Origin of the sequence: Nocardia amikacinitolerans, assembly GCF_900215415.1 — a bacterium.
Taxonomy (GTDB): Bacteria; Actinomycetota; Actinomycetes; order Mycobacteriales; family Mycobacteriaceae; genus Nocardia; species Nocardia amikacinitolerans.
Window position 1 is genome coordinate 123,059 of sequence record NZ_OBEG01000010.1, and the last position, 24,867, is coordinate 147,925.

General features: G+C 70.4%; 24 protein-coding genes. 19 read left to right on the top strand and 5 right to left on the bottom strand.

Going from position 1 to position 24,867, the window contains the following annotated elements; genetic code table 11:
* Positions 1-48 precede the first annotated feature (48 nt).
* Both CRP45_RS32500 and CRP45_RS32505 read right to left on the bottom strand, forming a co-directional pair.
* Complete coding sequence (locus tag CRP45_RS32500; protein WP_067793136.1) at positions 49-387, bottom strand: DUF1844 domain-containing protein; 339 nt, start codon at positions 385-387, stop codon at positions 49-51.
* Positions 384-905, bottom strand: a complete 522-nt coding sequence (locus tag CRP45_RS32505; RefSeq protein WP_245910666.1) for a DinB family protein — start codon at positions 903-905, stop codon at positions 384-386. Before CRP45_RS32505 ends, CRP45_RS32500 begins: the two co-directional genes overlap by 4 nt.
* A 342-nt stretch (positions 906-1,247) precedes the next feature.
* On the opposite strand from CRP45_RS32505, the gene infC reads away from it, so the two are divergent.
* From infC to pheT, 7 genes are all read left to right on the top strand, one after another.
* A complete protein-coding gene (gene infC / locus CRP45_RS32510) occupies positions 1,248-1,901 on the top strand; it encodes a translation initiation factor IF-3 (protein ID WP_084483526.1) in 654 nt (217 codons plus the stop codon).
* Between the two features lie 73 nt (positions 1,902-1,974).
* Complete coding sequence (gene rpmI / locus CRP45_RS32515) at positions 1,975-2,169, top strand: 50S ribosomal protein L35 (protein ID WP_040706116.1); 195 nt, start codon at positions 1,975-1,977, stop codon at positions 2,167-2,169.
* Positions 2,170-2,267: 98 nt separating this feature from the next.
* Positions 2,268-2,648, top strand: coding sequence for a 50S ribosomal protein L20 (gene rplT / locus CRP45_RS32520; protein ID WP_039797323.1), 381 nt, complete (start codon positions 2,268-2,270; stop codon positions 2,646-2,648).
* Positions 2,649-2,662: 14 nt separating this feature from the next.
* A complete protein-coding gene (locus CRP45_RS32525; protein WP_097248433.1) occupies positions 2,663-3,487 on the top strand; it encodes a TrmH family RNA methyltransferase in 825 nt (274 codons plus the stop codon).
* A 26-nt stretch (positions 3,488-3,513) separates the two neighbouring features.
* Positions 3,514-4,041, top strand: coding sequence for a hypothetical protein (locus tag CRP45_RS32530; RefSeq protein ID WP_097248434.1), 528 nt, complete (start codon positions 3,514-3,516; stop codon positions 4,039-4,041).
* A gap of 212 nt (positions 4,042-4,253) precedes the next feature.
* A complete protein-coding gene (gene pheS, locus CRP45_RS32535; protein WP_067793129.1) occupies positions 4,254-5,330 on the top strand; it encodes a phenylalanine--tRNA ligase subunit alpha in 1,077 nt (358 codons plus the stop codon).
* 49 nt (positions 5,331-5,379) lie between these two features.
* Entirely contained in the window at positions 5,380-7,884 is a 2,505-nt protein-coding gene (gene pheT / locus CRP45_RS32540; protein ID WP_097248435.1) for a phenylalanine--tRNA ligase subunit beta, read from the top strand.
* Positions 7,885-7,947: 63 nt separating this feature from the next.
* Here the strand turns inward: pheT and CRP45_RS32545 are convergent, their stop codons facing one another.
* The gene (locus CRP45_RS32545; protein WP_097248436.1) at positions 7,948-8,715 is read right to left on the bottom strand and encodes an SDR family oxidoreductase; all 768 of its coding nucleotides are present in this window, start codon (positions 8,713-8,715) and stop codon (positions 7,948-7,950) included.
* Positions 8,716-8,925: 210 nt separating this feature from the next.
* Between CRP45_RS32545 and CRP45_RS32550 the strand changes: the two genes are divergently transcribed.
* The 11 genes from CRP45_RS32550 (at position 8,926) to CRP45_RS32600 (ending at position 21,051) form a co-directional block, all read left to right on the top strand.
* On the top strand, positions 8,926-9,216 hold the full coding sequence (locus tag CRP45_RS32550) for a DUF427 domain-containing protein (RefSeq protein WP_097248437.1): 291 nt from the start codon (positions 8,926-8,928) through the stop codon (positions 9,214-9,216).
* Positions 9,217-9,281: 65 nt separating this feature from the next.
* The gene (locus tag CRP45_RS32555; protein ID WP_097248438.1) at positions 9,282-10,049 is read left to right on the top strand and encodes an alpha/beta hydrolase; all 768 of its coding nucleotides are present in this window, start codon (positions 9,282-9,284) and stop codon (positions 10,047-10,049) included.
* 40 nt (positions 10,050-10,089) lie between these two features.
* Positions 10,090-10,596, top strand: coding sequence for a PspA/IM30 family protein (locus tag CRP45_RS34130; protein ID WP_179831092.1), 507 nt, complete (start codon positions 10,090-10,092; stop codon positions 10,594-10,596).
* A gap of 51 nt (positions 10,597-10,647) precedes the next feature.
* Positions 10,648-11,676 carry a hypothetical protein gene (locus tag CRP45_RS32565; protein ID WP_097248494.1) on the top strand — a complete coding sequence of 343 codons (1,029 nt, stop codon included), beginning with the start codon at positions 10,648-10,650 and terminating at the stop codon, positions 11,674-11,676.
* A gap of 328 nt (positions 11,677-12,004) precedes the next feature.
* The gene (locus tag CRP45_RS32570) at positions 12,005-14,533 is read left to right on the top strand and encodes a sensor histidine kinase (RefSeq protein ID WP_245910667.1); all 2,529 of its coding nucleotides are present in this window, start codon (positions 12,005-12,007) and stop codon (positions 14,531-14,533) included.
* Positions 14,530-14,961 carry a roadblock/LC7 domain-containing protein gene (locus CRP45_RS32575; RefSeq protein WP_097248439.1) on the top strand — a complete coding sequence of 144 codons (432 nt, stop codon included), beginning with the start codon at positions 14,530-14,532 and terminating at the stop codon, positions 14,959-14,961. Before CRP45_RS32570 ends, CRP45_RS32575 begins: the two co-directional genes overlap by 4 nt.
* Positions 14,958-15,293, top strand: coding sequence for a DUF742 domain-containing protein (locus CRP45_RS32580; protein ID WP_067793118.1), 336 nt, complete (start codon positions 14,958-14,960; stop codon positions 15,291-15,293). Before CRP45_RS32575 ends, CRP45_RS32580 begins: the two co-directional genes overlap by 4 nt.
* Before the next feature lie 28 nt (positions 15,294-15,321).
* Positions 15,322-15,897 (top strand): GTP-binding protein, encoded by a 576-nt coding sequence (locus CRP45_RS32585; RefSeq protein ID WP_097248496.1) that lies wholly within the window; start codon positions 15,322-15,324, stop codon positions 15,895-15,897.
* Between the two features lie 36 nt (positions 15,898-15,933).
* Entirely contained in the window at positions 15,934-16,491 is a 558-nt protein-coding gene (locus tag CRP45_RS32590; RefSeq protein ID WP_097248440.1) for a sugar O-acetyltransferase, read from the top strand.
* 336 nt (positions 16,492-16,827) lie between these two features.
* Positions 16,828-19,602 (top strand): phosphoenolpyruvate carboxylase, encoded by a 2,775-nt coding sequence (gene ppc, locus CRP45_RS32595; RefSeq protein WP_067793108.1) that lies wholly within the window; start codon positions 16,828-16,830, stop codon positions 19,600-19,602.
* A 114-nt stretch (positions 19,603-19,716) separates the two neighbouring features.
* Entirely contained in the window at positions 19,717-21,051 is a 1,335-nt protein-coding gene (locus CRP45_RS32600) for a type III PLP-dependent enzyme domain-containing protein (protein WP_097248441.1), read from the top strand.
* Between the two features lie 114 nt (positions 21,052-21,165).
* Here the strand turns inward: CRP45_RS32600 and CRP45_RS32605 are convergent, their stop codons facing one another.
* The gene (locus CRP45_RS32605) at positions 21,166-22,131 is read right to left on the bottom strand and encodes a helix-turn-helix transcriptional regulator (protein WP_097248442.1); all 966 of its coding nucleotides are present in this window, start codon (positions 22,129-22,131) and stop codon (positions 21,166-21,168) included.
* Positions 22,132-22,194: 63 nt separating this feature from the next.
* On the opposite strand from CRP45_RS32605, the gene CRP45_RS34865 reads away from it, so the two are divergent.
* Positions 22,195-23,709 carry an epoxide hydrolase gene (locus tag CRP45_RS34865; protein ID WP_097248443.1) on the top strand — a complete coding sequence of 505 codons (1,515 nt, stop codon included), beginning with the start codon at positions 22,195-22,197 and terminating at the stop codon, positions 23,707-23,709.
* 79 nt (positions 23,710-23,788) lie between these two features.
* Here the strand turns inward: CRP45_RS34865 and CRP45_RS32615 are convergent, their stop codons facing one another.
* Entirely contained in the window at positions 23,789-24,805 is a 1,017-nt protein-coding gene (locus tag CRP45_RS32615; RefSeq protein WP_097248444.1) for a helix-turn-helix transcriptional regulator, read from the bottom strand.
* Positions 24,806-24,867: the final 62 nt, after the last annotated feature.

The window sequence follows — 24,867 nt, forward strand, 5'->3', positions numbered from 1 at the left end:
CGCCGACCGTGTGAGCGGTCGCGGCGGACGGGAGCGGGAAAACCCGGCTCAGTAGACGGGGCCGGTGTACTTCTCGCCCGGTCCCTTGCCCGGCTCGTCCGGGTGGGCGGAGGCCTCGCGGAAGGCCCGCTGCAGCGATTGCAGGCCCTCGCGGATCGGTCCGGCGTGCGGCCCGAGGTATTCGACCGAGGCGGTGACCAGGCCGGCGAGCGCCGTGATGACCCGGCGAGCCTCGTCCAGATCGCGATGCGGGCTGTGGTCCGGGTCCGGGTCGGCGAGCCCGAGCTTTTCCGCGGCCGAACTCATCAGCATCACGGCGGCGCGGCTGATCACCTCGACGGCGGGGATGTCGGCCAGTTCGCGGATGGAGTCGAGCTCGTCAGTCATACCCCACAGGCTAGCGAGGCCGCCCGCAGCAGCCGGAGCTGGCCGATCTCCGCGGCGTTCTTCATCAGTTCGGCGTTCACCCATGCGGCGAGATGCGTCACGGTGAGCCCGGCGTCGGCGGGCCACGGGTACGCGGCGGGCGCGTCCGGATCGGCGGCCTCCAGCGCCGTCGACCACCCGACGCGCAGGTCGTCCAGCCTGGTCAGCGCCGCGTCACCGGCCCAGAACACCTCCTCGCGCGGCGTTGGGGTCCGGCCCTCGATGTGCGCGAGCGCCGTGCTCCACCACCAATCGATGTGCCAGGTGAGCCAGGCGACGGTCGGCACCGGGATCGGGTCGGGCTCGACCTCGGCCCAGTCCGGTCGCCAGTTGCCGTCCGCGCCGCGGTGCACGGTCCAGATCAGCGGGCCTGGTTCCCAGTGGAAGTCCTCGGGCGTCAGCGCGTCGAAGTGGTAGCGCGCCAACGACCAGGTCAGGTCGAACTGCCAGCGCAAGATGTCGTGAGAGGATGCGGGCACCGAGGGAGCGTGGCACCGCGCCGCCGGGCGCGCAACGCGTTTTCGAGCCGATTCGGCGATAGCGGACGGCAATGCTAGACTTTCCGCTGACGACCGCCCCGAATGGTGTTGCATGATGCCGCACGACCCGGGGCTGATAAGTGGAGCCCGACTCCCACCGTTGCCGACGAGCGATCGTACTGGTCAAACGGTCCGGTCACCCGCCCGACGTGGTGGGTTTCTTGCGTGGCGAGCCTTCTCGCGCGCAAGAGTCGATGCCTGTCATCGGCGATCGGTCGACTCGGGCCCCGTCGCGGTGAAATACCGCACCGGGGCCTTTGTGTTGAACAAGGGGTTGCAGTTATTGCCTGCGGTCGTCAGACGACACCGCTTGACCTAGGAGGCCCCATCAGCACTGAGACCCGCATCAACGATCGCATCCGAGTTCCCGAGGTTCGACTCATCGGACCTGGCGGCGAGCAGGTTGGGATCGTGCGTGTTGAAGATGCGCTACGCGTCGCCCTCGAGGCCGATCTCGACCTGGTCGAGGTGGCTCCGGATGCCCGTCCGCCGGTTTGCAAGATCATGGACTACGGCAAGTTCAAGTACGAGACGGCGCAGAAGGCGCGCGAGTCTCGGAAGAACCAGCAGCAGACCGTGATCAAGGAGCAGAAGCTCCGGCCCAAGATCGACGACCACGACTACGAGACCAAGAAGCGCAATGTCGTTCGCTTCCTCGAAGCCGGGTCCAAGGTCAAGGTGACGATCATGTTCCGGGGTCGCGAGCAGTCCCGGCCCGAGCTCGGGTTCCGGCTGCTGCAGCGGCTGGCCTCCGACGTCGCGGACCTGGGTTTCGTGGAGACCTCGGCCAAGCAGGACGGCCGGAACATGACCATGGTCCTCGCACCCCACAAGGGAGCGAAGACCCGCGTGAAGGCGCAGCAGGAATCGGCCGGACGGCCTGCCGCCAGCGCCGCACCCGCCGGTGAGACCCCGGCCGCGGAGCAGGCCGAGTAGGCCACGCCCGCAGTTATACGAACAGACACCGGCGGTCGGCGACGACCGCCGGGACGACCAGATAGAGGAATCCATGCCGAAGATGAAGAGCCACAGCGGCGCCTCGAAGCGATTCAAGGTGTCCGGTAAAGGCAAGCTGCTGCGCCAGCAGGCGAACCGTCGCCACCTGTTCGAGCACAAGCCCACCCGCCGGACTCGTCGTCTGGACGGCACGGAGGTCGTCGCGGCTGCCGACGTCCGTCGCGTGAAGAAGCTGCTGGGTATCTGATCCCCTTCAGGCAGCACCGCGACCGGAGATTCCGGACGCCACCCCTGACCAACCTCCCGGGCGCCGCACGCGCCCCCTATTCGATCAAGGACTGACCAGTGGCACGCGTCAAGAGGGCCGTCAACGCTCAGAAGAAGCGCCGTTCCATCCTCGAGGCCTCCAAGGGCTACCGGGGCCAGCGCTCGCGGCTTTACCGCAAGGCCAAGGAACAGCAGCTGCACTCGCTCACCTACGCCTACCGGGACCGCCGGGCGCGCAAGGGTGACTTCCGCAAGCTGTGGATCGCCCGCATCAACGCAGCGGCGCGAATCAACGACATCACCTACAACCGGTTCATCCAGGGCCTGAAGGCCGCCGGTGTCGAGGTGGACCGCAAGATCCTGGCCGAGCTCGCCGTCTCCGACGCCGAGGCCTTCGCCGGTCTGGTCGCTGTCGCCAAGGCCGCCCTCCCGCAGGACGTCAACGCCCCGGCCGCCTGATCCGGCCGACCCTGTTGACCAAGGGACACCTTTCGGAACGACCCGCGGACGCGCTCTCCGAGCGCAACCCGCGGGTCGTTTCCGCTGTCAAGCTGCACCGCGCGCCGCAGCGCCGCAAGACCGGACTGTTCCTCGCCGAGGGCGCGAACTCGGTCACCGCGGCACTGGAGACCGGCCGGGTGCGCGAGCTGTTCTATTCGCCGACGGCCGCGGAACGCGACCACGCGCTGATCGCGGGCGCGGTCGCCGACGGGGTGCGGGCCACGCTGGTGAGCGAGCGCGCGGCCGAGCATCTGGGGGAGACCGTGACCGCGCCCGGCCTGGTCGCCGTGTGCGAGCTGGTCGACGTCGGGCTCGACGAGGTGCTCACCGCCGAGCCGCGCATGCTGGCGGTGCCGGTCGAGATCGCCGAGCCGGGCAACGCGGGCACCCTGATCCGGGTGGTGGATTCGGTCGGCGCCGACGCGGTCGTGCTGGCAGGCGACACCGTCGACCCGCACAACGGCAAGTGCGTGCGTGCCAGCGCGGGCAGTCTGTTCCACGTCCCGATCGCCCGGCACCGTGACGTCGCCGAAACGCTGGACGCGCTGGCCGCCGCCGGGATCACGATTCTGGCCACCGCCGCCGACGGCGAGATCGATCTCGACGAGGCCGACGACCTGTTCACCGGCCGCGTCGCCTGGCTGTTCGGCAACGAGGCGCACGGCCTCGACCCCGCCGTCGCCGCCCGCGCCGACCACCGCATCCGCATCCCCATCCGCGGCCGCGCCGAGAGCCTCAACCTCGCGACCGCCGCCGCCATCTGCTTGTACGCGAATTCGCGAGTCCGCTACCGGTAGGGGCGGGGGCGTTCTAGGGTTCGATCATGAGCGCCGGGGACGAACTGCTGCGCCGGATCGAGGGCGATCCCGAACTGGCCGGGCTGCTGGCCTGGCCGAGTGATTTCGACATCACGCGCCGCGAGCCGGTCGAGGACCTGCGGCTGCCGAACGGAACACCGCTCACGCCGATCGCCGGTGACGGTGCGGGCGGCACGTTCTTCTTGTGCGGCGCGCCGGGGACCGAGCGCCCGGTGCTGTACGCCGATTCCGAGGGCGGCGCGGTCCTGCTCGCCGCCGATCTGGTGGAGGCGGTCACGTTGATCGCGACCTACCCGTACTGGCGCGATCTCGGCGCGGGCCGTCCGGTGGCCGAGCTGGAGGAGGAGTTCGCCGTCGATCGGCCCGAGTTCCTCGAGGTTCGCGCGGAACTGCTCGACCGGCTCGGCATCGCCGCGCCCGGCGTGGAGGAGGCGGTCGCCAAGATGCGGGCCAGCGCCGCGCGGACGGTCCCGGACTTCCTGCCCGTCGCCCCCGATCTGGACGGCGAGGCGGTGTACGAACCGCTCTGGTGACCGGCCGAAACCGCTCGCCCCGTCCGAGGCGGATACCTGCGCGGATGTCCCGTTTCACGGTCCGAGCGGTGGCTCTAGCACACTCGCCTGGCCGGTAGCGGGTAATCCGCGTGATTCGGACACAGCCGATCCAATAGGATTCCACCAGCAGCAATGTGGGTAGGCAATAAGCCGGACCCGCGAACCGATCCCCAGGGGAGAGACGAACGATCGTGGCCGACGACAACACGGGAGTCGAGCAGAACGCCGAGGGGCAAGTCACCGCGCTGACCGAGGAGGCGCTGGCCGCGGCGGCGGCCGAGGCCGAGAAGGCGTTCGCGGCGGCCGCCGATCTGGACGCTCTCGCGGTGGCCAAGACCGAGCATCTCGGCGGCAAGGCGCCGCTCGCCCTTGCGCAGCGCGCGCTCGGCGGCCTGCCCAAGTCGGAGAAGGCCGACGCGGGCAAGCGGGTGAACGTGGCGCGGGCGCGGGTTTCCGAGGCGTTCGAGTCGCGCCGCGCGGTGCTGCTCGCCGAGCGCGACGCGGCCGTGCTGGTTGCCGAGACCATCGACGTCACGCTGCCCGCCCGCCGTCTCCCGGACGGCGCGCGCCACCCGATCACCGTCATCTCCGAGCAGATCGCCGACGTGTTCGTCGCGATGGGCTGGGAGGTCGCCGAGGGTCCCGAGGTGGAGACCGAGCACTTCAACTTCGACGCGCTCAACTTCCTGCCCGACCACCCGGCTCGCACCATGCAGGACACCTTCCACATCGCGCCGGAGGGTTCGCGCCAGGTGCTGCGCACCCACACCTCCCCGGTGCAGGTGCGTTCGATGCTCGAGCGCGACCTGCCGATCTACGTGGTGTGCCCGGGCCGCACCTTCCGCACCGACGAGCTGGACGCCACCCACACGCCGGTGTTCTCCCAGGTCGAAGGCCTCGCGGTGGACAAGGGCCTGACCATGGCGCACCTGCGCGGCACACTGGACGCGTTCGCCCGTGCCCTGTTCGGTCCGGAGACGCGCACCCGCATGCGCCCGAACTACTTCCCGTTCACCGAGCCGTCCGCCGAGGTGGACGTCTGGTTCCCGGACAAGAAGGGCGGCGCGGGCTGGGTCGAGTGGGGCGGCTGCGGCATGGTGAACCCGAAGGTGCTGATCGCCAGCGGCATCGATCCCGAGGTGTACAGCGGGTTCGCGTTCGGCATGGGCCTGGAGCGCACCCTGCAGTTCCGCAACGGCATCCCGGACATGCGCGACATCGTCGAGGGCGACGTGCGGTTCACCCTGCCCTTCGGCATCCGGTCGTAGCACCGGCCCGATTCCCGAACTCCCTTCGATCGAGAGAGCGAAACCTCAAGTGCGAGTAGCGCAGTCCTGGCTGACCGAGATCATCCAGCGCACCACGCCCGAGTGGTCGGTGACGCCGGAGGAACTGGATGCCGGGTTCGTCCGCGTGGGTCTGGAAGTCGAGGAGGTCGACAAGCTCCAGCGGGTGACCGGTGACATCGACAAGCCGCTGGTGGTCGGCCGCGTCGCCGAGATCACCGAGCTGACCGAGTTCAAGAAGCCGATCCGCTTCTGCAAGGTCGACGTGGGCAACCCGGAGCTGCAGGAAATCGTCTGCGGCGCACGGAATTTCGCCGTCGGTGATCTCGTCGTCGTGGTGCTGCCCGGCGGCGAGCTGCCCGGCGGCTTCAAGATCTCCTCGCGCAAGACCTACGGCCACGTCTCCAACGGCATGATCTGCTCGGTCGCCGAGCTCGGCATCGGCAAGGACCACTCCGGCATCCTGGTGCTGGAGCCGGGCACCGCCGAGCCGGGCACGGACGCCAACGAGCTGCTCGGCCTGAACGACACCGTCATCGAGCTGAACATCACGCCCGACCGCGGCTACTGCTTCTCGGTGCGCGGCCTGGCGCGCGAGCTGGCCTGCGGCTTCGATCTCGAGTACGCCGACCCGGCGGTGCGGACGCTGCCCGACGACGAGGCCGACGCCTGGTCGGTGAAGCTGGAGCCCTCCTCCAAGTGCACCCGGTTCGCGGTGCGGCGGGTCACCGGCATCGACCCGAACGCGGTCAGCCCGTGGTGGCTGCAGCGGCGCCTGCTGCTGTCGGGCGTGCGCCCGATCTCCCCGGCGGTCGACGTGACCAACTACGTCATGCTCGAGCTCGGCCAGCCGCTGCACGCGTTCGACGCCGACAAGCTCACCGGCGGTCTGGTGGTCCGCACCGCGCACAAGGGCGAGTCGCTGCGCACCCTCGACGAGGTGGAGCGGGTGCTCGACGCCGAGGACGTGGTGATCGCCGACGATTCCGGTGTGGTCTCGCTGGCGGGCGTGATGGGCGGCGCGAGCACCGAGGTCGGTTCGCAGACCACCGACGTGGTGCTCGAGGCGGCCACCTGGAACCCGCTGCTCGTCTACCGGACCGCGCGCAGGCACAAGCTGGTGTCCGAGGCGGGCAAGCGCTACGAGCGCGTGGTCGATCCCGAGATCAACGTCGTCGCGCTGGACCGGGCCGCCACCCTGCTCGCCGAGATCGCGGGCGGCACCATCGAGCCCGCGCTCACCGACGTGCGGGTGCCGACACCGCCCGCGGAGCCGATCCGCATCGACATCGACCTGGCCGACCGCGTCGCGGGTGTCACGTACCCGACCGGTACGTCCGCGCGCCGCCTCGCCCAGATCGGCTGCACCGTCGAGGTGTCGGTGAACGAGGAGACCGGACACGGTCAGCTCGTCGTCACCCCGCCGAGCTGGCGGCCCGACCTGGCCCAGCCCGCCGACCTGGTGGAGGAGGTGCTCCGGCTAGAGGGCCTTGAGCAGATCCCCTCGGTGCTGCCGACCGCCCCGGCCGGGCGCGGACTCACCGCCGCGCAGCGCCGTCGCCGCGCGGTCAGCCGGGCGCTGGCCTTCGCCGGTGGCGTCGAGGTGCCGCCGCCGATGTTCCTGCCCGCTGGCGTGTTCGACACCTGGGGCTTGGACGCCGACGATCCGCGCCGCACCACCACCCGGGTGCTCAACCCGCTCGACGTGGAGCGCGCCGAACTGGCCACCACGCTGCTGCCCGGTCTGTTCGAGGTGGCCGCGCGCAACATCTCCCGCGGCGCCCGCGACCTGACGATCTACGGCATCGCCCAGGTGGTGCTGCCCGGTCCGAACACCAGGGCCGTCGAGGCGCTCGCGGTGGACCGTCGTCCGACCGACGAGCAGATCGCCGAGCTGATCGACTCGCTGCCCGCCCAGCCGGTGCACGTCGGCGCCGTGCTGACCGGCCGCCGCGAGCCGCGCGGACCGTGGGGTCCCGGACGGCAAGCCGAGGCGGCCGACGCGTTCGCCTTGGCCGACGCCATCGCCGACGCGGCAGGCGTGACCATCGAGCGTCGCGCGGGCGCGCACCTGCCCTGGCATCCCGGCCGCTGCGCCGAGCTGGTGGTGGACGGCCAGGTCGTCGGCCACGCCGGTGAACTGCACCCGGCCGTGCTGGAACGTTCCGGCCTGCCGCCGCGCACCTGCGCGCTCGAGCTGAACCTGGACGCGCTGCCGCTGCGCGAGTCTCGTCCGGTTCCGGTGGTGTCGCCGTTCCCGGCGGTGCTGCAGGACGTGTCGGTGAGCGTCGAGAAGTCGGTGCCCGCCGGCTCGGTCGAGGCCGCGCTGCGCACCGGCGGCGGCGAGTTGCTCGAGGACATCGCCCTGTTCGACGTGTACGAGGGCGCGCAGGCGGGCGAGGGTCGCAAGTCCCTCACCTACGCCCTGCGTTTCCGCGCCGCCGATCGCACGCTGACCGAGGACGAGGCGAGCGCCGCCCGCGACGCCGCGGTCGCCTCGGCCGCCGAGGCGGTGGGCGCGGTCCTGCGCGGTTAGCCGTACCGCCGCGTTCGCTCCGGCCACGCGCGGGCCGAGGCGGACTTCGCCCGCCTGCGCTCGTCACCAGGGCACTGGGCCGTCCGCACCGAAGAAGCCACCGGTCGGCCCGTCGGCGCCGAGCGTAGCCAGGCGGACCAAGACCGCCGCGCCCTCCGCGGGCGTCAGGAACCCGGTGTGGTTGTTGCTGTCGGTGTCGACGTAACCAGGGGCGACAGCGTTGACGAGGATGCCGTCCTTGCGCAACTCGTTGGCGTATTGCACGGTCAGCGCGTTGAGCGCCGCCTTGGACGGCGTGTACGCCGCCGACGGCAGGAGAGACGCGAAGGGGCCGTCCGGATCGCTCGTGAGGGCCAGGGACGCGGCGTGACTGCTGACGTTGACGACGCGCGGTGCTCGCGAGCGCCGCAACAGCGGCAGCATGGCATTGGTCACCGCGATCACCCCGAAGACGTTGGTCTCGAACACCGACCGGACCATGTCCAGATCGACCGTGCTGGGGAGTTGGTCGTGGGCGTCTTCCGGGGACACCTGCCCGGAGCCGGTGATGCCCGCGTTGTTGATCAGCACGTCGAGGTGCCCGAAGCGCTCCTCGACGTACGTCGCGGCGGCCTGGACGGTGCTCGAGTCGGTGACGTCCAAGGCGATCGCGTGCACACTGCCACCTGCCACGCGCAGCGCCGCGGCGGCCTCTTCGCCGCGGCGCCGGTCTCTCGCACCGATCAGGACTATCGCGCCCTGCGCCGCGAGTGCCTCGGCGGCCGCACGGCCGATCCCCTTGTTGGCCCCGGTGACCAAGGCGATCGTTCGATTTCCGTTGGGCTCGTTCATGGTTCGTCCTCACTCGTGGGTGCTGTGTGCTGAACGAACACAAGACGCCCGAGATCGCGCCCTTGTGACGGAGCAGCCGTGTGACACGGGCAACACGACACGGGCGTTGCGAAACGGTCGCTCCGGGATCGGCGCTCGCGGCGGCCGGCGGCGGGGTGTTCGGGAGTAGCGTGGCGGTTGGCAGCTTTCCTCCGACGACCGGGAGGTCCGATGACCGTACGAGCGGTATGGCGCGAGACGGTGCTCGCCGAGAGCGACGACACCGTCGTGGTGGAGGGCAATCACTACTTTCCCGCGGACGCCGTGCGCCGCGAGTACTTCGAGCCCAGCGAGCACCACACGGTCTGCCCGTGGAAGGGCACCGCGTCCTACTACACGGTGACCGTCGACGGCGAGCGTAACCCCGACGCCGCTTGGTATTACCCGACACCCAAGCCGGACGCCGAGATGGTGCGCGACCGGGTGGCGTTCTGGCGTGGCGTCGACGTGGTCGTCGACTGAACCCGGCCGCCGAGTCGGGGCGGGTCGGGCAGACCACCCAGGCCGGGCGGGGTAAGAACGTCTGCATGCGACATCCCGCGGCTCGGATCCTCAACGCGCTGACCTACCTGCCGGAGCGGCAGGTCTGGCAGACGCCCGCCGCGGTCGGCCTGGACTACATCGACCTGTCCCCGCGGACCGACGACGGCGAGATCCTGCACGCCTGGTGGTTGCCCGCGCCGCGCTCGATCGGGCACGTCCTCTTCGCACACGGCAACGCGGGCAATATCGGCGACCGGGTCGCGATCTTCGCGTTGCTGGTCGCCGCGGGCTTCGACGTGCTCACCTTCGATTACCGCGGCTACGGCCGCAGCACCGGACGACCAAGCGAGCACGGCACCTACCTCGACGCGCGTGCGGCGCGCGCCGCGCTGCTCGCCCGGCCGGAGGTGGACCCGAATCGGGTGCTGTACCTGGGCAAGTCGCTGGGCGGCGGTGTGCTGCTCGAGCTGGCCGAGGCGCATCCGCCCGCCGGGTTGGTGCTGATGTCGACCTTCACCGGCATCCGCGACGCGGCCGGGTCGATCTACCCGTTCCTGCCGCGCCCGCTGATCCCCGACGCCTACCCGAACCTGCGGCGGATCGCCGGACTCACCGCGCCGGTGCTGATCATGCACGGCGACCAAGACGAACTGCTACCGCTGCGCAATGCCGAGCGGTTGTACGCCGCCGCGCCGGAACCGAAGCGGCTCGTGGTGGTGCCGGGCGGCGGGCACAACGACCTCATCGCGCTGCTCGGCGCCGAATGGCCCGCCACCCTGCGGGCCTGGGCGATGGAGGTGCTCGCCGAATAGTACGGGGCGAGCGGTCTGTTCCGGTGCGTAGCCTGGCGTTATGAGCGATACGAGAGAAATCCTCGCCCGACTCGCCGCCCTGCCGGACGCGGAACTGGCGGCGACGTTGCGCGCCGCGGTGGAGGGGCGCTCGACGTTCTGGGCCGTCCGCGCGGCCCTTGACGAGCTGATCGGGGCGGGTGATGCGAGCACCGGGTCCGATGTGAGTCCCGCCACGTCCGGCGCTTCGGTGTATGACAGCGTCGCGGACGCGTCGGCATCCGGGCAGGTCGGAGGCGGTTTCCCGGTACCGGCGGTACCGGTTCAACCGACCGGTATCACCGCACCGCCCGAGACCGGCGGATATTCGCCATCCGGGGTGCCTACTTTCGAGTCGGTTCGCGATAAGGTCGAGCAGCGCTTCGGCACTGCGCAGGGGATGGGTGAGCTCGACCGGCAGACCCCGGCGGGCCGCAGCGCCGACGAACGATTCGCCGCGCGCGAGAAGGCCGCGCGGGAACGTCTGGACCAGATACGGAAATCGCTGCGCGGCAACGACGCGGGCTGACCCGCGCTGGTCCGACCTGTGCCGGACCGAGAACGAATGGGTGGAATTTCGATGAGCGAGCCGCGTGAGATCGCCGAACGGCTGCTGGATGCCCAGGTGGAGTGGCTGCTCGCCGAGGTGACCGGCGACCGTTTCGCCGAGGTGGTCGCCCGCGATGTCGAGGCGGTGCTCGGCGTCGCCGACACCCTCCTGTTCCGCGAAGTCGTGGAGCTCGACCAGGCGAAGCAGACGGTCGCGACGGTCGTCGACCTGATCGGCGGCAGTCCCGTCCTTGCCGACATGGTCGGGGTGTTCGCGGACTCGATCTACGACAACATCGCGGCCAATCACGACTACACCCTCGGCGAGGTGGTCGAGCGGGAGCCGGTGGAGGCGTTGCTGGAGAAGATCTTCGGTATGCACCAGGCCCAGGAGCGCATCCTGGACCGGCTCACCGAGAGCCCGCTGGTCGCCACCGTGGCCTCGAAGTTCGTCGACAAGCTGATCAACGACTTCATGCAGGCCAACCGGGAACGCGCCGAGAAGATCCCCGGCGTCTCCTCGCTCATGTCGCTGGGTCAGTCGGCCGCCAACCGCGCCAAGAAGGCCGCCGACGGCACCTTCGTCGGCGATCTCGCGGGCAAGGGCGCGATGTTCGCGCTCAAGCGCACCAACAACGCGATCCGCGAGATGCTGCGCGACGCACCCGTGCACTCGGCCGCCATGGAGTTCTGGGATCTGCACGCCGACGAGCCGGTCAGCGGCCTGCGCGAGTACCTGACCCAGAAGGATCTCAACGAACTCGTGCTGCTCTGCTACGAGATCGCCGTGACCACCCGCGAGAAGGAGTACTTCGGCCTGCTCGTCGAGGAGTGTGTCGAGGTGTTCTACGCCAAGTACGGCGACTACACGCTCGCGGCCATGCTGCCGGAGCTGGGCCTCTCCGGCGACGACATCGCCACCGAGATCCTGCGCTACGGTCCGGCGGTGATCGAGGGCGCGAAGCGAAACGGTGTGCTGGCCAAGCTGATTCGCGAGCGGCTCGAGCCGTTCTACACCTCGGACGCGGTGCTCGGCATCCTCGCGGACGCGATCGGCTGAGGACTCGGCGACGCACCGCGGTCACCGTCGGGTGCGGCGCGATGTGAGCGGATCGAAACCGCGAAAATACTGGATTACCAGCGTGTTTAGAATCGTGATAGGTGTCCGTTTTGTCGGATTTTCGCGTTGACACCCCCGCTTGGCTGTGACAGCTTGCTCCTGATTCCGCGCGTTCGTTCCTGAACCGTCGCGGTCGCTGTTCGCGAGGAGCGGGGTGGTGCGTGTGCGTTCGAGGTCGCAGACAGGCGGCGCGGCAAGGGTTTCCGCCGCCGCGTCCGAACCGGCTGGCTTCGGCAGAATAGTTCGGCCGCGCACTATTCGGGGCCGATTGGCCAGAATTCTGTTCGTTTCGCTGACTTTGGTGCTCACGCTGCTCGGTCTCACCCTCGCCAGGGAAGTCCAGGCGTTCCGGCGCAGCGGTGACACGGTGGATGCGGTCTCGCTGGCATTGGTCGTCCAGGACCTGTTGCACGAGGCGCAGCGCGAGCGCGGTCTGAGCAACGGCTTGCTCGGCGGCGACATCCGGCTGCGCCAGGCTGTCGCCGACCAGCGTGGGGCGACCGACCGGGCGCTACGCACGCTCGACGCCGAATTGTCCGGCGCCCCAGCGGGTTCCGATGAGATCAGTGTCGCGGTCGGTCAGCTCGCCGGATTGCCCGCCGTCCGCGCCCAGGTCGACGCGGGCCGGATCGGCCGGGCGGCCGCGTTCCAGTTCTACACCGACGCCATCGATGCACTGAACCGTCCGCGGCTGGGTCTGGACCAGGCTCGCGACGCCGAGGTGCGGCACGGTCTGCTGGCGCTGTACGCGCTCGGCGAGGCGAAGGAACAGACGGCGCGCGAGCGCGGCTTCCTCAACGGGGTGTTCGCCGCCGACGGCTTCGAGCCCGGCGAGTACGTGCACTTCCTCGACATTCGAGCCGCCAAGACGGCCGGGCTCGCCGCGTTCGCGCGCGACGCCACCGCCGCGCAGCGGGAGCAGCTCGACGCCGTGCTGCGCGGAGCCGACGCGACCAACGCGGCCGAATCCGAGCGCGTGGCCATCGATTCCAGCGGCGGGCCGCTGGTGCGGCCGGTGGATCCGAGCATGTGGTGGGCGCAGATGACGGCCGTCATCGACGACCAGCGCGCCGTGCAACAGGCCGTCGGCGACGCGGTGCGCCAGCGCGCGGCCGAGCTGCGCCGGACCGCGGCGCTGACCCTGGCGGGTTTCCTGATCGCCGCGCTGCTCGCGATCGCGGTCGAGATCGCCTTGGTGGTGGCAGGCGTGCGCGCCATCGTGCGGCCGCTCGCCGCGCTGGCCGCCGAGGCCGACGACGTGGCCGGGCGGCGGCTGCCCGAGGTGATCGCCGCGTGGCACGCCGGTGGCGATACACCGCCGGAGCGGCCGCAGCCGGTGCGCACGCCGGCCGGAGCCGCCGTCGAGATCGCCGCTGTCGCAACCGCCTTGGACCGGGTGCAAGCCACCGCCTACGACCTGTCCTCGGAACAGGCGCTGCTGCGCCGCAACAGCACCGAGTCGATGGCGAATCTGGCCCGGCGCAATCAGAATCTCGTGCGTCGCCAGCTCGGGTTGATCAGCGAGTTCGAACGCGAGGAACTCGATCCGAAGGCGCTGTCGAATCTGTTCGAACTCGACCATCTCGCCACCCGCATGCGCCGCAACGCCGAGAGCCTGCTGGTGCTGGTCGGCGAGGGCAGTCCGCGGCGCTGGGCCGAACCGATCGCGCTCACCGACGTGATCCGCGCGGGCCTGTCCGAGGTCGACGACTACCGCAGGGTCGTGCTGCGGCGCATCGACGAGGTGACCGTCGCGGGCGCGGTGGTCAGCGAGCTCGCCCACATGCTCGCCGAACTGATCGAGAACGGACTCGCCTTCTCCCCACCGGATCTGGAAGTCGAGATCCACGGCCGGAAACTGCCCGGCGGGTACCTGCTCGCGGTCGTCGACCACGGCGTCGGCCTGCCACCGGATCAACTGGCCGAGGCCAACGCTCGTCTGCGCGGCGATCGCGATTTCATGGTCGCCCCGACCCGCTACCTCGGCCACTACGTGGTGGGCAGGCTCGCCAAGCGGCTGGGCATCGACGTCGAACTGACTGTCGCCCCCGTGTGCGGCATCGTGGCGCGGCTGTTGTTGCCGACGGAACTTCTGGGGGGACAAGACAATCCGTCGTCCACGTCGGCCGGTTCGGGCGGCGGCGGGAAAGCGGTTGGAGAACCGCTGTCACGGGTCGGCGGCACGGCAGGAGAGCGCCCCTCCAGTCCGCTGGCACCAGCGCCGCACCCGGCGTCCATCGAGGCAAACGGCGTCGGAGACGGTCGCTCGACACCGGATTCCTCCGAGGTGAACGGCGCCCGACATGGTATGGCCGAGCGGTCGGCACGGGCCGTCGGCTCCTCGATGGCCGAGGGGCGGCCCGGCGTCGGTACCGGAGTGGTTCGGCGCGAATCTCCCTCTGCGCACGCGCTTTCCGCCACTATCGGTCCCCGGCACCGAGCCGTGGGCGTCAGTGACACTCGACTACCGGCCGACCAGGGCGAATCCCCTTGGTTCCGCGCTCCTTCGGGCGACGAGCAACCAGCGGTGCAACGCACACGCAACGGACTGGTCAAGCGCACCAAGCGAACTCGCCCCGCAGCGGAGAGCGCCGCTCAGCGCCGATCCGTCCAGCGCCCACCCGCCGCGCCCGCCGTCGAACGTTCGCCGGACGAGGTTCGCGGCATGCTCGCGGCCTTCCGCACCGGCCACCAGCGCGGCAGCGATCCCGCTCCGCGCGCCGAAACAAGCAGGCGCACCGCCGATCCGGCCGAGACCACCGCAGTAGCAACGACGATCCTGAAGGGGAGCCCGTGACCACACACCTGCCGCAGACCGCCGACCCGCACACCTTCAACTGGCTGCTCGCCAACTTCGTTCGCGACACCGATGGCGTCCGCGACACCGTCGCCGTCTCCTCCGACGGCCTGCTCATCGCGATGTCGGACGGCTTGGACCGCGCAGGCGGAGACCGGCTCGCCGCCATGGTGTCGGGTCTGGCGAGCCTGGCGAGAAGCGCCTCGCGCAGCTACGAGTTCGACGGCCTGAAGCTGATCATGATCGAGATGAAGCGCGGCTTCCTGCTGGTCTCCGCGCTCGGCGACGGCAGCTGCCTCGGAGTGATCGCCGAGGGCGGCTGCGACGTCGGGCTGGTGGGCTACGAGATGGCGATGCTCGCCGAACGCGCGGGCGCACTGCTCGATCCCGCCCTGATCTCGGAACTCAGAGAGACGTTGCGCAGATGAGAGATTCGGCCGCCGACGCCTTCGTGCGTCCATTCGTCCTCACCGCGGGGCGCACCACCCCGCTGCTGGACGGTCTGCGCATCGAAACCCTGGTGCAGGCGCCGCCCGCCGCGCTCTCGGCGCCGCTGCGCTTCGAGCAGCGCACCGTGGTGCGGCTGTGCCAACGCCCGCATTCCATCGCTGAGGTCGGCACCGCGCTGCGGGTGCCGGTTGGCGTCGCGAAGGTGATCGTCAGCGATCTCGTGGCCGCGGGCCACGTGACGGTCCGCGACGCCCAGGAACTCTCCACCGCAGCCATCGAGAGGATCAGGGATCTTGTACGGGCACTCTGAGGCGCCGGTTCCGCTCGTGGAACCGGCGCTGCCTTCGTCGGTGAAGATCGTCGTCAGCGGCGGTTTCGGCGTCGGCAAGACCACCTTCATCGGCGCCATCTCCGAGATCGAGCCGTTGGTCACCGAAGCCGCCATGACCGAGATGGCGGTCGGCGTCGACGATCCCGGCCACCGCGCGGACAAGACGCAGACCACCGTCGCGCTCGACTTCGGGCGCATCACGCTGGACAGTTCGCTCATCCTCTACCTGTTCGGCACCCCGGGCCAGGACCGTTTCGTCTTCCTCTGGGACGACCTGGTGGACGGCGCGCTCGGCGCGGTCCTCGTGGTGGACACCGACCGGATCGAGGACTGTTTCCCGGTGCTGGACTACTTCGAGGAGCACGACACCCCGTTCGTCGTGGTGGTGAACCGCTTCGAGCGCGGCACCTGCTTCGAGCTCGACGAGGTGCGCGAGGCGCTGGGACTCGACGCGTGGATCCCCGTCCTGGAATGCGACGCGCGACGGCGCGAGTCGGTCAAGGAGGTACTCGTCGGTCTGCTGGAACAGGTTCTGCTGCATCGCCTTTCGGCTCCGCACCGGACGGCGCGCGAGGTCGGCTGACCGGGTCGCGCCGGTCGCTCGGCTAGCGTGGGGCGAATGGGCGAGCACAAGCAGCGGATGTTGCGCGGGGAGTTGTACAAGGACAGCGATCCTGAGCTGGTCGCGGACCGTCGGCGGGCGCAGTCGCTGTGCGACGAGTTCAACAGGACCGCCCCCGACGAGACCGCGCGGCGCGAGCAGGTGCTGCGCGAGTTGCTCGGCAAGCTGGGGGAGGGGTCCTGGATCATGCCCCGGTTCCAGTGCGACTACGGCTATCTCATCGAGATCGGCGCCAACAGCTTCCTCAACTACGACGCCATCCTGCTCGACTGCGCGCCCATCACCATCGGCGACGACGTCTCCATCGGCCCGCGCTGTCAGCTGCTCACCGCCCTGCACCCGATCACCGACCACGAGGCGCGACGGCAGCGCTGGGAGTCGGCGGCGCCGATCGCCATCGGCGACAACGTGTGGTTCGGCGGCGGCGTCATCGTCTGCCCCGGAGTGACGGTCGGCGCGAACACGGTGGTCGGGGCGGGCAGCGTCGTCACCCGCGACCTCCCCGACGCCGTCTTCGCCGCGGGCAACCCGGCGCGAGTGATCCGCACTCTATAGCCACCCGGCGGCCATCCGACCAAAGGTCACCGTCAGTCGGCCGATCACGATGGAGGTCACCCTCGGTCGGTTCACCGGGCACGCAGGCCGGGTGAACGAAGGTCACCTCCGGTCTGTCTGGCGGGATGAAGGCGGCCTTCGGTCGGCTGCCGCGCCGACCGTTCTGGACGCGTGCGAGTGCGCGGCGCGAACGGTGGCGTCCGGTCACCGGCCACGTCTGGTGACCGACCCGCGCCGTTCCGGGGTGTCTCGACACCGGCGTGGAGGGCGCGGGGGAGTGTGATCCTGGCACGTCCGTCGCGTCGTTCGGTGGAAACCGGCAGTAGGGTCGATCTCATGACCGAACCGCGGATCGAGACCGAACAGGACGCGACCCGGCCGCTGCGCGACGACATCCGGTTTCTGGGTGGCGTGCTCGGCGACACCATCCGTGATCACGAGGGCCCCGAGGTCTTCGACCTGATCGAGCGGGTCCGCATCGAGGCGTTCCGGGTGCGGCGCGAGGAGGTCGGGCGCAGCGCCGTCGCGGAGATGCTGCGCGGCGTCGACATCGCGGTGGCGCTGCCGCTGATCCGCGCCTTCACCTATTTCGTGCTGCTGGCCAACCTGGCCGAGGACATTCAGCGCGACCGCCGCCGCGCGGTGCACACCGCCGCGGGGGAACCGCCGCAGGACTCCTCGTTGGCCGCCACCTACCGCAAGCTCGACGCCGCCGCGCTGAACGGCGCGGAGGTCGCCGACCTGCTCACCGACGCGCTGGTCTCGCCGGTGATCACCGCGCACCCCACCGAGACCCGCCGCCGCACCGTATTCGACGGACAGACCAAGATCACCGAGCTGATGCGCCGCCGCCAGCGCTACGCCGAGACCGAACCGGAGCGCGCCGACCTGGAGCTGCGCATCCGCCGCCAGGTGCTCTCGCTGTGGCGCACGGCCCTGATCCGGTTGGCGCGCTTGCGGATTCAGGACGAGATCGCCGTCGGTCTGCGCTACTACGAGCTGACCCTGCTCGACGTCATCCCCGCGATCAACGCCGAGGTGCGCGCCGCGCTGCGCTCCCGCTGGCCCGGCGCCGACCTGCTGACCCGCCCGATCCTGCGGCCCGGCTCCTGGATCGGCGGTGACCGGGACGGCAACCCCTACGTCACCGCGGATGTCGTGCGGCACGCGGCCACCCAGGCCTCGGCGGTGGCGTTCGGCCGCTACCTGCGCGACTTGGTCGAGCTGGAGAAGACGCTGGCGCAGTCCGCGCGTCTGGTGCGGGTGACCCCGGAGGTGGCCGCGCTCGCGGAGGCGGGCTATCCGGATCCGACCGCGCACGCCGACGAACCGTATCGCCGTGCGCTGCATGCCATTCGGGCCCGCCTGACGGCCACCGCGACCGCCGCGCTCGGTGCGCCGCCCGCCGACGGGATCACCGACACCGACGCCGCGCCGTATCCCACACCGCGCGCCCTGCTCGACGACCTGGACGCCATCGACGCCTCGATGCGGGCCACCGGCGACGGCCTGCTCGCCGACGACCGGCTCGCCGCGCTGCGCCACGCCGTCGAGACCTTCGGCTTCCATCTCCAGGGCCTGGACATGCGGCAGAACTCGGAGGTGCACGAGCAGGTCGTCGCCGAACTGCTCGCCTGGGCGGGCGTGCACGCCGACTACCGGAGCTTGCCGGAGCGCGAACGGGTCGACCTGCTCGCCGCCGAGCTGCGCACCCGCAGGCCGCTGCTCGGTCCGTACGCCAGGTTGAGCGACCTGGCCACCGGTGAGGTCGCCATCATGCGGGCCGCCAAAGACGTCGTCGACACCTTCGGCGCGGAGGCCGTGCCGAACTACATCATCAGCATGTGCACCTCGGTCAGCGACATGCTGGAGGCGGCGCTGCTGCTGAAGGAGGGCGGCCTGCTCGATCCCGGCGAGCCGGACGGCCCGCCGCACTGCTCGGCGAACATCGTCCCGCTGTTCGAGACCATCGAGGATCTGCGGGCGGGCGCGGACACGCTCGCCGCGGCGCTCGAGGTGCCGGTGTACCGAGAACTGGTGGCCGCCAAGGGAATGCGGCAAGAGGTCATGCTCGGCTACTCCGATTCCAACAAGGACGGCGGGTACCTCGCCGCGAACTGGGCGCTGTACCGCGCGGAGCTGGACCTGGTGGACGTCGCCCGCAAGGCGGGAATTCGGTTGCGGCTCTTCCACGGTCGCGGCGGCACCGTCGGCCGCGGCGGTGGCCGCAGCTACGACGCCATCCTCGCCCAGCCCGCTGGCGCGGTGCACGGTTCGCTGCGGCTCACCGAGCAGGGCGAGGTGATCGCCGCCAAATACGCCGAACCCGGTGCGGCGCATCGCAATCTGGAGTCGCTCATCGCGGGCACCCTGGAGTCGACGCTGTTGGACATGGAAGGACTCGGCGCCGACGCCGAGCCGTCCTACGAGCTCATGGACGATCTCGCGGCGAGGGCGCGCGCCGCCTACTCGCGGCTGGTGCACGAGACGCCCGGATTCGTCGAGTACTTCCGGCAATCGACGCCGGTTGCGGAAGTCGGCGATCTGAACATCGGCAGCAGGCCCGCCTCCCGCAAACCCACCAGCTCGGTGGCCGATCTGCGCGCCATCCCCTGGGTGATGTCCTGGAGCCAGGCACGAGTGATGCTGCCCGGCTGGTACGGCACCGGGGCCGCGCTGGAGGAGTGGGTCGGCGGCGATCCGGAACGGCTCGCGACGCTGTCGGATCTGTACCGGCGCTGGCCGTTCTTCCGCACGGTGCTGTCCAATCTGGCGCAGGTGATGGCCAAGAGCGATCTCGACATCGCCGCGCGCTACGCGGAATTGGTCGACGACGTGGCGTTGCGCGAGCAGATCTTCGGGATGATTCGCGAGGAGCACGCCAGGACCCTGCGCATGCACGCCGCCATCACCGGCCACGAGCAGCTGCTCGCGGACAACCCGTCGCTGGCGGAGTCCATTCACAACCGCTTTCCGTACCTGGAGCCGCTCAACCAGATGCAGGTGGAGTTGTTGCGTAGGCTGCGCGCGGGCGACGACTCGGAGTTGGTGAAACGCGGCATCCTGCTGACGATGAACGGTCTGGCCACCGCGCTGCGCAATTCGGGGTAGGCGGGAGTCTCGGCGAAACCGCCACGCCGAAAAGGCTGTTTCGCGCCGAGTTCGACGCGCCGACTTCGACCATCGCTGCCTCGTGCGGCTGCGGACGGTTCGGCACAGGTCCGGATGTTGTGGATTCCGAGGCGCGGATCCGCGGAAAGGAAGACCGTGGCAATCGATGAGAAGGCCGTTGCCGCACTGCGTGATCGGGTGATCGGTCCGGAACACAAAGGAATGCCGCCCGCAGCCTGGGGGCGCACCGTCCACGAGTTTCTGGCGACCGGGCCGTTCCTCGACGATTTCGAGACGCCGCTGCTGACCCTTGACCGCGCCGCGATGACGGCCAACCTGTCGGTGATGGCCGACTGGGCGAGTGCGGCGGGTGTGCGCCTTGCCCCGCACGGCAAGACGACCATGGCGCCGCAGCTGTGGTCCGAGCAGCTGGCCGCCGGTTGCTGGGGCATCACGCTGGCCACCGTCTGGCAGGTGCAGCTGGCCCGCGCGTTCGGGGTGTCGCGCGTCGTGCTGGCCAATGCCCTGCTCGATCCGATCGGGTTGCGCTGGGTGGCAACGGAACTGGCTCGCGACGCCGATTTCGAGTTCTACTGCTGGGTGGACGACGTCGCCGCCGTCGCGCTGATGGACGAGGCCTTGGCGGACGCGCCCGATGTTCGCATCGCGGTCGTCGTCGAGCTGGGTGGTCCGGGCGGACGTACGGGACTGCGCCGGGTCGAGGACGCGCACGCGGTCGCCGACGCGGTCCGGCGATCGCGCCGCCTGACGCTGGCGGGCGTCGGCGGCTACGAGGCCGCGCTTGCCCACGACCGGGGCGCGGACGCCCTCGCCGCGGTCGACCGCTACCTGGACGAGCTCGCCCGGCTGCACCGCGAATTCGCCGACGGCGGGCGGTATCCGGGCCGCGCGATCGTCACCGCGGGCGGCAGCGCCTACCAGGACCTGGTCGTCGAGCATCTGGCCGGACTCGCGGACGAACAAGGCGCGCAAGGCGTTCCGACCACGGTGGTGTTGCGTTCTGGTGCCTACCTGATCCACGACGACGGCTTCTACGCGGGTATCTCCCCGCTCGCGGCCGACCGCACGGACCGGCCGCTGCGCGCGGCGATGCACGGCTGGGCCCGCACCCTCTCCCGGCCGGAGCCGGAGCTCGCGCTGCTCGACGGCGGCAAGCGCGACCTGCCTTACGATCTGGGACTGCCTGTCCCGCAACTCGTTTCCGGATCGCCGGTGCCTTCCGGCGCGACGGTCAGCGCGCTCAACGATCAGCACGCCTTCGTCCGCCTGCCCGGCGCCACGGCCGCCGACCTGCCCGTCGGCTCGGTGGTGCGGCTCGGTCTCTCGCACCCGTGCACGGCCTTCGACAAATGGCGGCTGATCCCGGTCGTCGACGACGCGGACGCCGAACGCCCTCGCGTGGTCGACCTGGTACACACCTTCTTCTGATCGCCCTGGGTCAAAAGGGCGGGCCGCGACGTCTGCGCGTGATCGAAATCGGCTGAGCGACTGATGCCCGCCCGAAAGCGTCGGTTCCGGACCGGTCGACCCGGGGCAGGTGGATCAGACGGGAAAGTCGCGCAGGGCTGCCGTGCATCGCGCGGCTTGGGCGCGGAGGGCGGCGACCAACTCGGGCGGGCCGTCGAGCAGCGTGAAGTCGAGGTCGACGGAGGTGATCATCCAGGTCAGCGCCTCCGGGGTGTCCGCGCCGATGTGCAGGCGGCAGCTGTACTCGTCCACGGCCTCGACGACACCCATGCCCGGCCAGACCTGGGGGCCCGCGACCTCGGCCGAGGCGTGCAGCAGCACGGTCGCGCGACAGGGCCAGGCGCGCGACGACAACCGCATCGAGAGATGAGCCGCCACATCGCCTTCCGGCAGTTCGCGCGGTGTGAAACGCGGGCCGGTGGGGACGCGCGTGGCCAGCCGATCGACCCGGAAGGTGCGCCAGTCGGCGCGCGCCACGTCCCAGGCGACCAGATACCAGTGGCGGCTGAAGTGCACGAGACCGTGCGGCTCCACGTCCCGCACCGCCGTCGCCCCGTCGTGCGCCCGATAGTCGAAGCGCAGACGCTCCCGGCGCTGACAGGCGTCGGCGATCGCCATCAGGGTGTCCGGCTCCACCGTCGCCGCGGGCGCGCCTACCCGAACGGTCGCCGCGCGCAGGGTGCGCACGCGATGACGCAGCCGCGGCGGCAGCACCTGTTCCAGCTTGGACAGCGCCCGCAGCGCGGCCTCCTCGATGCCAGCGACCGTGCCGTCGGACGCGCCCCGCAACCCGACCGCGACGGCGATCGCCTCCTCGTCGTCGAGCAGCAGCGGCGGCAGCGAGGCGCCCGCCCCCAGCCGGTAGCCTGCGGTGCCGCGGGTGGCGTGCACCGGATAGCCGAGTTCGCGCAGTCGATCCACATCGCGGCGGATGGTCCGGCCGGTGACGGCGAGGCGCTCGGCGAGTTCCGCGCCGGTCCAGTCGCGATGCGTCTGGAGCAACGCGAGCAGTTTCAGCAGGCGCGCCGAGGTCTCCAACATGATCTCGAGAATGCCAGATCCTTAGGAACGGAACTGTCCTAAGCGGCTCCTACCGTCGTTCGCATGACGACCGAACAGGACATTCGCCCCTTCCGCATCGAGATCCCGCAGGCGCGGATCGACCGGCTGCACGCTCGCCTCGCCGACACCCTCTGGCCCGACGAGCTGCCCGGCGTCGGCTGGGACAAGGGCATGCCGGTCTCCTACCTGAAGCCGCTGGCCGAGTACTGGCGCACCGGTTACGACTGGCGCGCCGCGGAGGCGAAGCTCAACGAGCTGCCGCAGTTCGTCACCGAGATCGACGGGGAGCAAGTGCACTTCCTGCACGTCCGCTCATCCGAGCCGGACGCCCTGCCGCTGGTGCTCAGCCACGGCTGGCCCGCCACCTTCATCGAATTCCTCGACGTCCTCGGTCCGCTCAGCGATCCGCGCGCGCACGGCGGAGACCCGGCGGACGCGTTTCACCTGGTCGTCCCGTCACTGCCCGGTTTCGCCTTCTCCGGCGTCGGTTCGAAGGTGGGCGAGGGATCCACCGAGCATTACGCGCAAGTGGTCGCGAAGCTGATGGCCCGCCTCGGCTATGACCGCTACGGCGCACAGGGCGGCGACGCCGGATACTTCGTCTCCACCGAACTGGGGCGCATCGCGACCGACCACGTCGTCGGCATCCACGTCAACGGCCCGATCACGATCCCGTCGTGGGATGCGGAGTCGTGGGGTGGCGAAGGCGGCGAGTCCTGGGATGCGGCTGGTGACGCGAGCGCGCCGTCTTGGGGCGCGGCCGAAGGCGGCGATCAGCCGCAGGGCGGTGCGAAAGGCGCGGGCAGCTATGTGGGTGCGCGGCTCTCTGGTACGGGCGTGGATGCGTCCTGGGGCGGCGAGAAAGGGGCGAGCGGCGATGGGGGTGCGGATGCGATCTCGCCGGGTCCTGCCGCAGTCGGCGACCAGTTGCCGGGCGGTGGGACACCCGCGGTCGACGCTGGTGGTGCGGTCGATGGCGCGGGCTGGGGATCGGCCGAGGGTGGCGACCAGTGGGATGCGACGAGCGCGGGCGGCGGCTCCTGGGGCCGCGGGCAGTCCGGGTACAGCCCCGAGGACCAGGCGAAGCTGGAGAAGCTGACCGGCGAGGAGAGCTTCACCCGCTTCGGCTACGCCATGGTGCAGGCGGGCCGCCCGCAGACCCTGGCCATCGGCATGCACGATTCGCCCGCGGGCATGCTGTCCTGGATCGTGGACATGTTCCAGCGCTGGACCAACCCGTCCATCGAGCTGCCCGAGGACGCGGTGGACCGCGACGCGCTGCTCACCAACGTCAGCCTCTACTGGTTCACCGGGACGTTCGCCTCCTCGATCCGGCTCTACGGCGAGGGCGAGGCGTGGGGCGGCGCGGCGAAGAACTCCGGCGTCCCGACGGCCGCGGCGATCTTCCCCGGCGACCTGTCCATCCGCAAGATCGCCGAAGAGCAGCACAACATCGTCCGCTGGACCGAGTTCGACCGCGGCGGCCACTTCGCCGCCATGGAAGCCCCGGACCTCCTGACCGAAGACATCCGCGCCTTCTTCCGCACCCTGCGCTGACCCACCCCGCATTCCCGCAGACCTTCGAGGTCTGCGGGAACACCCGCGTCAGGTCGCGGTCCACATCGGCGGCTCGCCGTCAGGCGATGCTCGATGGCGTTGGATCGGTGGGCTGCGGGCTCGGCGGCGCGGCGCCGTAGCGCTGCGCCATCGCCGCCGCGGTCCGCGCGAGCTGGGCGCGCAGCTCGGGCGGATCGAGGATCTCGGCGTGCTCGCCGAGCGGCAGAATCCCGTGCGCCAGAACCGGATACGATTCCGCCGCCAAGGTGACCACCACCCAGCCCGCCGCGTCCGGTTCGCCCATCGAGGCCAGCGCCTCGGCGACCGCCGCGGGTTCGAAGCCGAGCCGCAGCAGACGCACGTGCTTCGCGTCGATCCGGCAGCGCGCCCGCACCCGAAGCATCGACCGCGCGAACTCGTGCTGCGCCGCCGCCCAGTGCGCGGCGAGCTCGAAATCGTCCGGTCGGTCGAAGAAGTCGCCGGTCGGTGCGGCGTCGAGAATCCGGCTCACCCGATAGGAGCGAATGTCGGCCTCGTGCCGCGCCACGAGATACCAGGTGCCCGCCTTGGACACCAGTCCGAGTGGGTCGAGCAGCCGTCGCACTTCGCGGTCCTTGCGCCCGTAGCGGACGTCCAGTCTGCGGTCGTGCCAGAGGGCGTCGGCGATGACCGCCAGGGTCGGCGTCTCCTCGGGCCGGTGGAACCAACCGGGCGCGTCGATGTGCACCCGGTCGGCGATCCGGGTCGCCCGGCCGCGCAGTTCCGGCGGCAGCGCCGCGAGCACCTTGAGCTGAGCCGTGGCCAGCACGGTGCCGAGTCCGAGATCGGCCGCGGCGTCGGGCAGACCGGACAGCAGCACCGCGTCGGCTTCCTCCGAAGTGAGGCCGGTCAGCCGGGTCCGGTAGCCGTCGACGAGCCGGACACCGCCGCCGCGGCCCGGCTCGCTGTAGACCGGGACGCCCGCCGCGGAGAGCGCCTCGACGTCGCGGTACACCGTGCGGACGGACACCTCCAGCTCGGCCGCCAGCTCGGGCGCGGAGATCCGCCCCCTGGTCTGCAGCAGCAACAGCAGCTGCACCAGTCGACTCGCTCGCATGTCCCGAAGATTATCGGGAAACCTTGACGTGGGCTGTCAGGTTTCGGGCGTAGCGTCTGCGC

Excerpts from the sequence above, each read along its gene's own strand:
- CRP45_RS32590 (WP_097248440.1), top strand. The coding sequence starts at position 15,934 with ATGGGCGAGCACAAGCAGCGGATGTTGCGCGGGGAGTTGTACAAGGAC.
- CRP45_RS34865 (WP_097248443.1), top strand. The coding sequence starts at position 22,195 with ATGACGACCGAACAGGACATTCGCCCCTTCCGCATCGAGATCCCGCAG.
- CRP45_RS32555 (WP_097248438.1), top strand. The coding sequence starts at position 9,282 with ATGCGACATCCCGCGGCTCGGATCCTCAACGCGCTGACCTACCTGCCG.
- CRP45_RS32600 (WP_097248441.1), top strand. The coding sequence starts at position 19,717 with ATGTTGTGGATTCCGAGGCGCGGATCCGCGGAAAGGAAGACCGTGGCA.
- ppc (WP_067793108.1), top strand. The coding sequence starts at position 16,828 with ATGACCGAACCGCGGATCGAGACCGAACAGGACGCGACCCGGCCGCTG.
- CRP45_RS32500 (WP_067793136.1), bottom strand. The coding sequence starts at position 387 with ATGACTGACGAGCTCGACTCCATCCGCGAACTGGCCGACATCCCCGCC.
- rpmI (WP_040706116.1), top strand. The coding sequence starts at position 1,975 with ATGCCGAAGATGAAGAGCCACAGCGGCGCCTCGAAGCGATTCAAGGTG.
- CRP45_RS32545 (WP_097248436.1), bottom strand. The coding sequence starts at position 8,715 with ATGAACGAGCCCAACGGAAATCGAACGATCGCCTTGGTCACCGGGGCC.
- CRP45_RS32615 (WP_097248444.1), bottom strand. The coding sequence starts at position 24,805 with ATGCGAGCGAGTCGACTGGTGCAGCTGCTGTTGCTGCTGCAGACCAGG.
- CRP45_RS32605 (WP_097248442.1), bottom strand. The coding sequence starts at position 22,131 with ATGTTGGAGACCTCGGCGCGCCTGCTGAAACTGCTCGCGTTGCTCCAG.
- CRP45_RS34130 (WP_179831092.1), top strand. The coding sequence starts at position 10,090 with ATGAGCGATACGAGAGAAATCCTCGCCCGACTCGCCGCCCTGCCGGAC.
- CRP45_RS32530 (WP_097248434.1), top strand. The coding sequence starts at position 3,514 with ATGAGCGCCGGGGACGAACTGCTGCGCCGGATCGAGGGCGATCCCGAA.
- CRP45_RS32565 (WP_097248494.1), top strand. The coding sequence starts at position 10,648 with ATGAGCGAGCCGCGTGAGATCGCCGAACGGCTGCTGGATGCCCAGGTG.
- CRP45_RS32550 (WP_097248437.1), top strand. The coding sequence starts at position 8,926 with ATGACCGTACGAGCGGTATGGCGCGAGACGGTGCTCGCCGAGAGCGAC.
- CRP45_RS32580 (WP_067793118.1), top strand. The coding sequence starts at position 14,958 with ATGAGAGATTCGGCCGCCGACGCCTTCGTGCGTCCATTCGTCCTCACC.